9 protein-coding genes are annotated in these 11,255 nt (G+C 52.6%); 8 read left to right on the top strand and 1 reads right to left on the bottom strand.

From position 1 onward, the window contains the following. The first annotated feature begins 129 nt into the window (after nucleotides 1-129). Nucleotides 130-1,323 (top strand): Obg family GTPase CgtA, encoded by a 1,194-nt coding sequence (cgtA, locus tag KDK15_RS12820; protein ID WP_257295773.1) that lies wholly within the window; start codon nucleotides 130-132, stop codon nucleotides 1,321-1,323. After that, nucleotides 1,320-2,447 carry a glutamate 5-kinase gene (gene proB, locus KDK15_RS12815; RefSeq protein WP_257295772.1) on the top strand — a complete coding sequence of 376 codons (1,128 nt, stop codon included), beginning with the start codon at nucleotides 1,320-1,322 and terminating at the stop codon, nucleotides 2,445-2,447. Before cgtA ends, proB begins: the two co-directional genes overlap by 4 nt. Nucleotides 2,448-2,529: 82 nt before the next feature. Here proB and rpsT read toward each other — a convergent pair whose 3' ends face one another. Then, a complete protein-coding gene (gene rpsT / locus KDK15_RS12810; protein ID WP_257295770.1) occupies nucleotides 2,530-2,799 on the bottom strand; it encodes a 30S ribosomal protein S20 in 270 nt (89 codons plus the stop codon). Between the two features lie 434 nt (nucleotides 2,800-3,233). On the opposite strand from rpsT, the gene murJ reads away from it, so the two are divergent. The 6 genes from murJ (at nucleotide 3,234) to ispH (ending at nucleotide 11,178) form a co-directional block, all read left to right on the top strand. Further along, nucleotides 3,234-4,805 carry a murein biosynthesis integral membrane protein MurJ gene (gene murJ, locus KDK15_RS12805; protein WP_257295768.1) on the top strand — a complete coding sequence of 524 codons (1,572 nt, stop codon included), beginning with the start codon at nucleotides 3,234-3,236 and terminating at the stop codon, nucleotides 4,803-4,805. 144 nt (nucleotides 4,806-4,949) lie between these two features. Further along, nucleotides 4,950-5,867 (top strand): bifunctional riboflavin kinase/FAD synthetase, encoded by a 918-nt coding sequence (gene ribF / locus KDK15_RS12800; protein ID WP_257295767.1) that lies wholly within the window; start codon nucleotides 4,950-4,952, stop codon nucleotides 5,865-5,867. Between the two features lie 67 nt (nucleotides 5,868-5,934). Beyond that, the gene (gene ileS / locus KDK15_RS12795) at nucleotides 5,935-8,781 is read left to right on the top strand and encodes an isoleucine--tRNA ligase (protein ID WP_257295766.1); all 2,847 of its coding nucleotides are present in this window, start codon (nucleotides 5,935-5,937) and stop codon (nucleotides 8,779-8,781) included. A gap of 416 nt (nucleotides 8,782-9,197) precedes the next feature. Beyond that, nucleotides 9,198-9,707 (top strand): signal peptidase II, encoded by a 510-nt coding sequence (lspA, locus tag KDK15_RS12790; RefSeq protein WP_257295764.1) that lies wholly within the window; start codon nucleotides 9,198-9,200, stop codon nucleotides 9,705-9,707. 30 nt (nucleotides 9,708-9,737) lie between these two features. Continuing rightward, nucleotides 9,738-10,175: a peptidylprolyl isomerase gene (locus KDK15_RS12785; RefSeq protein ID WP_257295763.1), complete on the top strand. Its 438-nt coding sequence runs from the start codon at nucleotides 9,738-9,740 to the stop codon at nucleotides 10,173-10,175. A gap of 52 nt (nucleotides 10,176-10,227) precedes the next feature. Next, nucleotides 10,228-11,178, top strand: coding sequence for a 4-hydroxy-3-methylbut-2-enyl diphosphate reductase (ispH, locus tag KDK15_RS12780; protein WP_257295761.1), 951 nt, complete (start codon nucleotides 10,228-10,230; stop codon nucleotides 11,176-11,178). Nucleotides 11,179-11,255 lie beyond the last annotated feature (77 nt).

The raw sequence follows: 11,255 nt of genomic DNA, 5'->3' as shown, positions 1-11,255 counted from the left end.
ATGATTTCATTTGGTTAACTACTTACAGGTAAGCCCTGGAATCTATTAACTACTTATGTTCAGGGTTTACCTGCAGGCATTGGCAGATGACTGGTTACGCTGCAATTATTGTTGCAGGAGAGTTGCGCAATGAAGTTTGTAGATGAAGCGACAATCACGGTTCAGGCGGGTAATGGTGGTAATGGCTGCCTGAGCTTTCGCCGTGAAAAATTTATTGAAAAAGGCGGCCCCGATGGTGGCGACGGTGGTGATGGTGGCAGCATCTATGTGATTGCTGACAATGACCTGAATACCCTTGTTGATTACCGCTACCAGAAGCACTATCAGGCGCAGAACGGTGAGCCCGGTCGGGGTCGTAACTGCACCGGTGCCAAAGGTGCGGATGTCGAGCTGAAAGTGCCGGTGGGTACCACTGTTGTGGATAACGAGACCGAAGAAGTTATCTGCGATCTGACTCATGTTGGCGAGCGCGTCAAGCTCGCCCGGGGTGGCTTCCACGGGTTGGGGAATACCCGTTACAAATCCAGTGTCAACCGTGCGCCGAGACAGACTAGCCCTGGTTCTGAAGGAGAGCGCCGCGACCTTCGCCTTGAGCTTAAGGTGATTGCTGATGTGGGGCTGCTGGGTATGCCTAATGCGGGCAAGTCTACGTTTATTCGAGCCGTATCCCAGGCTCGGCCAAAGGTGGCTGATTATCCATTTACTACCTTGGTTCCAAATCTGGGTGTGGTGGCGGTGGATCGTCATCGTGGCTTTGTTATTGCCGATATCCCCGGTCTGATTGAGGGCGCTGCTGAGGGCGCTGGGCTCGGTATTCGTTTCCTCAAGCATCTGGCCCGTTGCCGTATTTTGCTGCACCTTGTTGATGTGGCACCTTATGATGGCACCGATCCGACCGAGTCTGCCAGGGCGATCATTCATGAATTGGAGCAATTCAGTGAAACCCTGGCGAACCGTGATCGCTGGCTGCTACTGAATAAAGTCGATTTGCTGCCAGACGATCAGCGTGAAGCGGTCTGCCAGCATATTATCAAAGAGCTGAACTGGACTGGTCCTGTTTACCAGACATCTGCTATCTCAAGTCTGGGCACTGAGATTCTTTGCCAGAATATCATGAGCTTTATCGAAGAACGTGCCCTTGAACAAAGTGAAGATGCAGAGCTGGCCAGACAGGAAGAAGAGCAGCTGAGCAAGATGGAATCTGAGGCCCGCATGCGTATGCGGGAGCTGGCAGAAGAGCGTCGCGCTCGTCGAGCGGCAAAAAAAGCGGCGGATAACGATGACGACGATGATGATCAAGATGTCGAGGTGTTCTACGTATGAGTGAGCGCAACCGCTTACGGACAGCCCGGCGCTGGGTCATCAAAATTGGCAGTGCGCTGCTAACCAATGAAGGTCAGGGCCTTGATCTTGATCGCATGGACGCCTGGGTAACGCAGATGTGCCAGCTGCGTGATCAGGGGCTGGAGGTGGTGCTGGTCTCTTCCGGCGCGGTTGCTGCAGGCATGGAGAAGCTGGGCTGGATGGAACGGCCAACAGCGCTGCATCAGCTGCAGGCGGCGGCGGCGGTTGGTCAGGCACGCCTGGTGCAGGCCTGGGAGGTTGGTTTTCAGAAATATGGTGTGCAGCCCGCACAGGTGCTGTTGACTCACGACGACCACAGTAATCGCCGACGTTACCTGAATGCCCGGAGTACCCTGAAAACCCTGTTGGAAATGGGGGTGGTGCCGGTCATCAATGAAAATGACACGGTTGTGACCGACGAACTTCGCTTTGGTGATAACGACACACTGGCAGCGCTGGTGGCCAACCAGGTGGAAGCGGATGTTCTGGTGATTCTGACGGATCAGGACGGCCTGTTTACCGCCGACCCAAGAACAAACCCTGATGCCAGGCTGATTCAAGAAGTGCGTGCCCGGGATGAGTCCCTGGATACCATGGCGGGTGGCGGCAGTGGTCGCCTGGGTCTTGGTGGCATGCTCACCAAGTTGCGTGCATCCCGCCAGGCGGCTGCATCCGGCTGTGCTACGGTGATTGCTGGTGGCTGTGCGGACAATGTGATTATCCGGGTTTTTGCCGGTGAAGAGCTGGGAACCTTGCTGCTTCCGGATCAGGAGCCAATGGCAGCACGCAAGCAGTGGCTGCAGGGGCATCTGAAAACCGCCGGTGAACTGGTGCTGGATGCCGGTGCTGTTCGGGTACTGAAGGAGCAGGGTAAGAGCCTGTTGCCGGTAGGGGTAAAAGCGCTGAGAGGCCGTTTCCAGCGTGGTGAGATGGTTACCTGCCTGGATGAAAACGGTAATGAAGTGGCCCGTGGGTTGATCAATTACGGTGCCAGTGAAGCGGAACGCATTATTGGCCAGCCCAGTCATCAGATTAAGGCGTTACTGGGTTATCAGCGAGAGCCTGAGTTGCTGCACCGGGATAATATGGTGCTTGCTTCTTGACCTGATAGGCATAAAAAAAACCAGCTTTTGCCGGTTTTTTTATGTCCTGACAACACAGAATGGTTGTCAGTCTCAGGAAGGCTCAGGCAGTCGCCAGGGCCTTGATCTGAGCGTTCAGACGGCTCTTGTGACGAGCAGCCTTGTTCTTATGGATGATGCCCTTGTCGGCCATACGGTCGATCACAGGTACAGCGGCAGTAAAGGCAGCTTGAGCGGCTTCAACGTCTTTAGTGTCGATAGCCTTGACCACCTTTTTGATGGAAGTGCGAACCATGGAACGCAGGCTGGCGTTGTGCTGACGACGGTTTTCAGCCTGACGGGCGCGCTTGCGGGCAGAAGGAGAGTTAGCCATTTTGGTGCTCCTGGAAAATCAATTTCGTTCGGGTTGTCTCAGGGCGGCTTTGGGGCACCCTGCATGGAATAGGTTGTTTGCCGCAGTTACTGCCAATGCCCCGGGTAAGACATTGTCAGCCCATATCCCATTGTAATTTAGCTCAGGGCTTTATCCAGCTCAGGGCTGTATCTGGCTCAGGGCTGTATCTGGCTCAGGGCTGTATCTGGCTCAAGGCTATTTAGCCGACGAACTATGCCGACTCAGGCCGTTCTTGTCAATACGGCATACTGCCTGCAGGGCTTTAAATCTGCCGGGGTGTGGCGTTTTTCGACAGTCCGGGAGGTGATGCTGTTAATGGGCAAATCCAATGATGTTCAGAATAAATGTGGCAATCGGTATTACCTTGGATATGATGGAGCGTTTATTCTTGTGCTTTTTAATTCAATTGCAACATGACTGATTCCGATAACAGTCCGCCACCGCCCGAACCGAAAAAGCCCGGATTGCTGAGATCCAGCCTGGTGGTGGGGATAATGACCATGCTCTCCCGGGTACTGGGTCTGGCCAGGGATGTGGTGGTTGCTGGCTACTTTGGTTCGACAGCCTCTGCGGATGCCTTTTTTGTGGCGTTCAAGATTCCGAATTTTCTCCGCCGCCTGTTTGCCGAAGGGGCGTTTTCTCAGGCCTTTGTACCGGTGCTGTCGGAATATCGTTCGCAACGAAGTTTTGGCGATGTCCGTGAGCTGGTGAGCCGGGTAAGCGGAACCCTGGCAGGGATATTGCTCATGGTAACGGTCGTGGGTGTTTTGGCGGCTCCAATACTGATCCGGCTGTTTGCGCCGGGCTTTATCAATGAACCGGAAAAGCTGGCGCTTGCCGGTGACATGTTGCGGATAACCTTTCCCTACCTGCTGCTGATTTCCCTGACGGCACTGGCGGGCTCAATCCTGAATACCTATGGGCGATTTGCGGTACCGGCATTTACCCCCGTGCTGCTGAATCTGAGTTTGATTGGCTCAACGCTTCTGTTAACGCCTTATTTTGATCAGCCGGTTATGGCGCTGGCCTGGGGGGTTGCGATAGCGGGTATTTCCCAGCTGTTACTGCAGATGCCATTTCTTTTGCAGATTCGCCTTCTGCCCATGCCTCAATGGGGGCCTCAACATGAGGGCAGCCGAAGAATCATGACGCTGATGGTCCCAGCGCTGTTCGGGGTTTCTGTCAGTCAGATCAACCTGCTGCTGGACACGGTGCTGGCCTCTTTCCTGCAAACGGGCAGTGTCTCCTGGCTTTATTACTCTGACCGCTTATCCGAGCTGCCACTGGGCGTGTTTGGTATCGCCATTGCCACGGTGATTCTACCCAGCCTCTCGACCAAACATGCGGAAGCAGAGGGTGGGCATTTCTCCAGAACGCTGGATTGGGCTATTCGTCTGGTATTGCTGATTGGTGTGCCGGCGGCTGTTGCGCTGTTTATTCTGGCCGGGCCATTAATTGCGACCCTGTTTGACTATGGTGAGATGACTGACCGTGATGTGTTGATGTCCGCCATGAGTTTGCAAGCCTACTCCCTTGGCTTGATTGCTTTCATGTTGATCAAAGTGCTGGCACCCGGTTATTTTGCCCGTCAGGACACCAAAACGCCGGTAAAAATTGCCATTATGGCGATGGTTGCGAATATGGTGTTTAACCTGATTCTGGTATTCCCACTGCAACATGCCGGGCTGGCACTGGCGACAACCCTGTCGGCTTTTCTGAATGCAGGCTTGCTTTTTCGTGGTTTGCGACGGTCTGGGGTTTATCAGCCTGCCAGTGGCTGGCTGGTTTATTTTGCCCGGCTGCTGGCAGCTAACCTGGCGATGGCGGCGACGCTGATCTGGCTGGCCGAAGATATTGCGCAATGGCTGGCCTGGTCACTGTGGGAGCGAGTATCCCAGACTGGCCTGCTGGTCCTGTCCGGGATCGTGGTTTACTTCATTGTGCTTTTGCTCAGTGGTGTCAGGCCCGGGCAATTCAGACATTAGGCCCTAACTATTTTTCATGATTTTCCTGGCTTCTTTCCCAACTCAGTGACCCACGGAACCTGCTGGGGTATACTGCCCGGCTTCATCGTCAACATTTTTTCAACAATGGTTGAATACAGGAAGTAAGGGAGTCTGAGTCCCTCCATGCAGTTGATCCGCGGGTTGCACAATATCAGGCCAGAATGTCAGAGATGCGTGGCCACCATCGGTAATTTTGATGGTGTGCATGTGGGCCACAGAACCATTCTTGAGGCCCTGAAGCAACAGGCGTTTGAGCTGGACGCCAGGGTATGTGTCATCACCTTTGAGCCCCAGCCCAGAGAGTATTTTCAGGAAGATGCTGCGCCAGCGAGGCTTTCCAGCCTGCGGGAGAAGCTGGCGCTGCTGGCGGAAAATCATGTGGATCAGGTGCTCTGTCTGCCTTTCAATGACCGGCTGCGCAGCCTCAGTGCTGATGATTTTGTCTTCCGTGCACTGGTCGAAGGTCTGGATATTCGCTACCTGATTGTGGGCGATGACTTTCGCTATGGCTGTGACCGCAAAGGCGATTTTACTCATCTGGAACTGATGGGGGAGTACTACGGTTTTGAAGTCTGCGATACCCAGACCGTATTAATGCAGCAGGGGCGTATCAGCAGTACCCGCATTCGTGATGCGCTGGCGGAAAATGAGTTTGCCGAAGCAGAACATATGCTGGGCAGGCCATTTACCATGATTGGCCGGGTGGTGAAGGGGCAGCAGTTGGGCAGAACCCTGGGCTTCCCCACGGCGAACATCAGGGTATGTCGCCGACGTCTGCCTTTGCAGGGCGTGTTTGCTGTTCGTACACTGGTGGATGGCCATCGTTTTAATGCGGTTGCCAACCTGGGCGTCAGGCCATCGGTATCGGGCGTCAACCCGCTGCTTGAAGTCCATATGCTCGACTTCAAGGGGGATCTGTATGATCAGACCCTGCGGGTAGAATTTGTTGCAAAAATCAGGGATGAACAGAAATTTGAATCGCTTGAAGCCTTGCGGGCAGCGATTGCCAATGATATTGAAACAGCCCGCAAGCTTTTTTAAATAACCCGCAAGTTTTTTCAATAAATAGCTGTGATGAATAGTCCGTAGAGGTTCCGGTAAACAACTTATGTCTTCTGAAAAGTCCGACTACAAGCATACATTGAATTTGCCGCAGACCGATTTTCCGATGCGCGGCAATTTGGCCCAGCGTGAGCCTCAAATGCTCAAGCGCTGGTATGACATGGATCTCTACGAAGAAATTCGCAAGATCAGCCAGGGACGGGATAAGTTTATTCTCCATGATGGCCCTCCCTATGCCAATGGTGATATCCACATCGGCCATGCCGTTAACAAGATCCTGAAGGATATTATCGTTAAAGCCAAAACACTCAGTGGCTACGATGCCCCTTACGTTCCGGGCTGGGACTGCCATGGCCTGCCGATTGAACATAAGGTTGAAGGTATGCTTGGCAAGGCGGGGGATAAAGTGGATTTCAAGACCTTCCGCAAAAAGTGCCGTGAATACGCCGCCAAACAGGTGGATGGCCAGCGTGAAGACTTCAAGCGCATGGGGGTTTTTGGCGACTGGGACAAGCCATACCTGACCATGGATTTCCAGACCGAAGCTGACATCATCCGTTCCCTTGGCAAAATTGCTGCCAATGGCCACCTGGTCAAAGGCTATAAACCGGTTTACTGGAGTGTTGTGGGTGGCTCTGCCTTGGCGGAAGCAGAAGTCGAATATCAGGATAAAACCTCGACCCAGATTGACGTGCGTTATGCCGCGCTTGATCAAGCTGATCTGTTAAATGCATTTACTTTTGAAGGTGGTTCCCCAAAAGAGCAGGGTGAAGGAGAGGTAGCCGTCGTTATCTGGACGACAACGCCATGGACTCTGCCATCCTCCCAGGCGGTCAGCATGGGGGGGGCACTGGATTATGCCCTGGTGCAGTGTCAGGTTAATGGTGAACCTGCCCGTCTGGTTCTGGCTGAAGCCCTGGTGGCAAGTGCCATGCAACGCTATGGCATTGGAGACTTCACGATCATTGCCCGGGCAAAGGGCGCAGCGTTTGAAAACAAGAAAGTTGCTCATCCATTTTATCACCGGGAACTGCCACTGATACTGGGTGACCATGTCACCATTGATGCGGGTACCGGTAATGTTCATACGGCACCTGACCACGGTGTTGATGACTTTACTGTGGGGCGTCAATACGGTATCGGTACCCTGAACTATCTGGACGACAGTGGCTATTACCGTGCCGGCGTAGAACGGTTTGCCGGTGAGCATGTTTATAAGGTTGACCCGAAAGTGGTTGAGGTTCTGGTTGAGAAAGGCCGACTGTTGGCCCAGGAAAAACTGACGCACAGTTACCCTCACTGCTGGCGTACCAAAACACCACTGATTTTCCGTGCCACGCCTCAGTGGTTTATCAGCATGACCAAAGAACACCTGCTGGATACCGCCATGGAATCCCTGAAAGGTGTTGAGTTCACCCCTGAGTGGGGCCGTAACCGGATGGAAGCCATGCTGGGCCAGAGCCCGGACTGGTGTATCTCCCGACAGCGTACCTGGGGTGTACCGATTGCTCTGTTTATTCATAAAGAGACAGAAGAGCTGCATCCGGATACTCAGGCACTGATTGAAAAAGTCGCGCTGAAAGTTGAACAGCAGGGGATGGACGCCTGGTTTGATCTGGAACCTGCGGACATGCTCTCTGCCGAAGATGCTGAGCAGTATGTGAAAGTGACCGATACTCTGGATGTCTGGTTTGATTCCGGTGTTACTCATTATTCGGTTATCGAGCGTCGTGAAGCGCTGCAATTCCCCGCTGACCTCTATCTGGAAGGTTCTGACCAGCACCGCGGCTGGTTCCAGTCTTCCCTGAAAACCAGTATTGCCATGCATGGCGTGCCGCCCTACCAAGGTCTGCTGACCCATGGTTTCACTGTGGATGCCAATGGCCGGAAGATGTCCAAGTCGCTGGGGAATGTGATTGCCCCCCAGAAGGTCTTCAAGTCTCTGGGCGCTGATATCCTGCGTCTCTGGGTCTCTGCCACAGACTACACCTCAGAAATGACCGTTTCGGATGATATTCTCAAGCGCACAGCAGACAGCTATCGCCGTATCCGTAATACTGCACGCTTTCTGTTGTCCAATCTGACCGGCTTCAACCCGGAAACCGATGGGGTTGCCTGGGAGGATATGCTGTCACTGGATAAGTGGGCTGTGGATCGAACCCTGAGACTGCAGAATGAAGTGGTGGATGCCTACAACAGCTACAACTTCCTTTCGGTATACCAGAAAGTTCACCATTTCTGCTCACTGGATCTGGGTGGTTTTTATCTGGATATCATCAAGGACCGTCAGTACACCACTGCGCAGAACAGTCTGGCTCGACGTAGCTGTCAGACTGCGATGTATCATATCATTGAGGCCTTTGCCCGCTGGATAGCGCCCATCACCAGCTTTACCGCTGACGAAATCTGGGAAGCGATGCCTGGCCAGCGTGGTGCTTCTGTTTTTCTGGAAACCTGGTACGAAGGGCTGAACAGTCTGGAAGGTGATGAGCTGGGTCGTGAGTTCTGGGATACGATTCTGGACGTGAAGACGGCGGTTAACAAAGCCCTCGAAGATGCCCGTGTGGCTGGAACCATCGGTGGCTCTCTGGAAGCGGAAGTGACCCTGTTTACTGATGACGTGCTGACGGACAAACTGAACCGTCTGGGTAATGAGCTGCGTTTTGTTCTGATTATCTCTGCGGCTACCGTTAAGCCACTGGCTGATGCTGTCGATGCTGCGTCTACCGAGCTGGCAGGGCTTAAAGTGCTGGTTGAGAAATCCGGGCACAAGAAGTGCGAGCGTTGCTGGCATCGTCGTGAAGATGTCGGCACCATTGTCGAACATCCGGATCTTTGCGGCCGCTGTGTCGAAAACGTAGAAGGCAGTGGCGAACAGCGGCAATTTGCCTGATATTAGCTGGTGACATAAAAAATACCCGGACAGCCTCTTGGGCTGATAAGTTATGGAGGACCTGAGGTTGACTCAGGTCCTTTTTTTATTTCATACAAATCATGTTGTACTGACTGGTTAAAAGAAGACTGTTATTGACCACGACTCCGCTAAGGGCATGAATGCCATTCAACGACAGAATACTGACTGGCAGCCCTGAAACATAATGACCAATGAGGAAGAGCCGAAATATTTCTCAGCACCGGGTATTTTTTTGGACATTAGTCTATTTTATTACGTGTTGTTCAACGCTCGGGTGTTGTGACTGGTTAAATTCTGATGGATTTCGGTAATTCGCACTATCCCCCGGCGGTTCAAGACACTTAGTATTGATAAGACTCACTGAATGATATGGATTTTTTTAATAGGAACCGGCCATGCAGAGTAACACTTCAGGAAAGCTTCACTGGCTCTGGCTCAGTGCCATCGTGTTCGGCCTTGACCAACTGGTAAAATGGTGGGTTATTCAGGAGTTTTCCCTTTACCAGCAAATACCGGTATTGCCATTCTTTTCCCTTACCCTTGCCTACAATACCGGGGCGGCATTTAGCTTTCTGGGGGATGCGTCCGGTTGGCAGCGCTGGTTTCTCAGTGGTGTGGCCATTATTGTCAGCATTATGCTGGTAGGGTGGTTGAGGCAGCTTCGCTCAGGGGAAAACTGGCAGGCGTGCTCTCTGTCATTGATACTGGGCGGTGCGTTGGGGAATTTGATTGACCGGTTGTTGCACGGGCATGTCACCGACTTCCTGTTGTTTTACTACAAAAACTGGTACTTTCCTGCGTTCAATCTGGCGGATACGGCCATTACGGTGGGAGCCGCCATGTTGATTCTGGATATGTTCCGGAGTAGTCCTTCGGTGGAAAGTAGCAGCGACGATAAGCAGTAACGATAACTAGAAGAGCGGGAGCGAGTCACGGTGTCAGCAGTAATTGAGAAAGGCAGCAAGGTCACTCTGCATTTTTCCCTGAAGCTGGATGATGGGAGTGTGGTGGACAGTACGCCAGCGGAGAAACCTGCATCTCTGATCATCGGTGATGGTAATCTCCCGGAAGGATTTGAAGAAACGCTGTATGGTCTGGCTTCGGGTGAAGACCGGGTTTCCCGGATTCCACCGGAAAAAGCCTTTGGTATGCCGAATCCCAATAATGTGCAGCGCATCCCCAGGGGCAGTTTTGCCAGTGGGGTTGAGCTGGAAGAAGGGCTGGTGATGTCCTTTTCTGATGCCGCCAACAGTGAGCTTCCCGGCGTGGTCCAAAATTTTGATGATGCAATGGTTGAAGTTGACTTCAATCACCCTCTGGCAGGTCGACACCTGACCTTTGAGGTACGGATTCTGGATGTACAGACGCCCTGAGCGATAACCAGAGCCATAAATAGTAGTGACAGAGAAGGTTGGTGATTCCCCTATGAAAATCAAACTGGCTAATCCCCGTGGCTTTTGTGCAGGTGTGGACCGTGCCATTGAGATCGTCAACCGGGCGCTTAATGTTTTTGGTCCCCCTATTTATGTCCGTCATGAGGTGGTCCACAACAAGTTTGTTGTGGAAAACCTGAAAGCCCGTGGGGCAATCTTTGTTGACGAGCTGGATCAGGTACCTGATGAAGTCATCGTTATTTTCAGTGCCCACGGTGTTTCCAGGGCCGTGGAAGATGAGGCGGAACGTCGAGGCCTGAAAGTGTTTGATGCTTCCTGCCCGCTGGTTAAAAAAGTTCATATGGAAGTGGTGCGCTATTCCCGGGATGGCATGGAGTGTGTATTGATTGGTCACCATGGGCATCCTGAAGTGGAAGGCACCATGGGGCAGTACGACTCGCGAAACGGTGGTGCTATGTATCTGGTTGAGAACGAAGACGATGTTCGTGCTCTTGAGGTATCAGACCCTTCCAGACTGGCCTATGTCACCCAGACAACACTCTCCATGGATGATACCGCCAAAGTGATTGAAGCTCTGCGTCTCAAGTTTCCTGAGATACAGGGACCAAGGAAAGACGATATTTGCTATGCCACGCAGAACCGGCAGGATGCGGTAAAGATTCTGGCGGAACAGTGTGATCTGGTGTTAGTGGTCGGTTCAGTTAATAGCTCAAACTCCAACCGTTTGCGGGAACTGGCCGAGCGCACGGGCGCTGAAGCTTATCTGGTGGATAATGCCGACGATGTCAAACCGGGATGGCTGGTGGACAAAGCATCCATTGGTATCACTGCTGGTGCTTCGGCACCGGATATTCTGGTTCAAGATGTTATCACGCGGTTAAAAGAACTTGGCGCAGATTTACCGGAAGAGCTGGATGGCAAAGAAGAGAATATTGTCTTTACCATGCCTAAAGAGCTGCGTTTGAAAGCGGTTTCTGACTAGGAGGCTGTCCGAGAATAGTCTACCCTACTGCGGTTGCGATAAATTGGTCTAAAAATTCCTGCTTCTTCGTCAAATAG

Source organism: Endozoicomonas sp. YOMI1 (assembly GCF_024606345.1).
In the GTDB taxonomy this organism is placed as follows: domain Bacteria; phylum Pseudomonadota; class Gammaproteobacteria; order Pseudomonadales; family Endozoicomonadaceae; genus Endozoicomonas.
Note: the sequence above shows the minus strand (reverse complement) of the source record. Positions and strands in the feature narration are given on the sequence as shown.

What these genes read in the sequence shown, in the direction of transcription:
- cgtA (WP_257295773.1), top strand. Translation starts at nt 130, where the DNA reads ATGAAGTTTGTAGATGAAGCGACAATCACGGTTCAGGCGGGTAATGGT.
- proB (WP_257295772.1), top strand. Translation starts at nt 1,320, where the DNA reads ATGAGTGAGCGCAACCGCTTACGGACAGCCCGGCGCTGGGTCATCAAA.
- rpsT (WP_257295770.1), bottom strand. Translation starts at nt 2,799, where the DNA reads ATGGCTAACTCTCCTTCTGCCCGCAAGCGCGCCCGTCAGGCTGAAAAC.
- murJ (WP_257295768.1), top strand. Translation starts at nt 3,234, where the DNA reads ATGACTGATTCCGATAACAGTCCGCCACCGCCCGAACCGAAAAAGCCC.
- ribF (WP_257295767.1), top strand. Translation starts at nt 4,950, where the DNA reads ATGCAGTTGATCCGCGGGTTGCACAATATCAGGCCAGAATGTCAGAGA.
- ileS (WP_257295766.1), top strand. Translation starts at nt 5,935, where the DNA reads ATGTCTTCTGAAAAGTCCGACTACAAGCATACATTGAATTTGCCGCAG.
- lspA (WP_257295764.1), top strand. Translation starts at nt 9,198, where the DNA reads ATGCAGAGTAACACTTCAGGAAAGCTTCACTGGCTCTGGCTCAGTGCC.
- ispH (WP_257295761.1), top strand. Translation starts at nt 10,228, where the DNA reads ATGAAAATCAAACTGGCTAATCCCCGTGGCTTTTGTGCAGGTGTGGAC.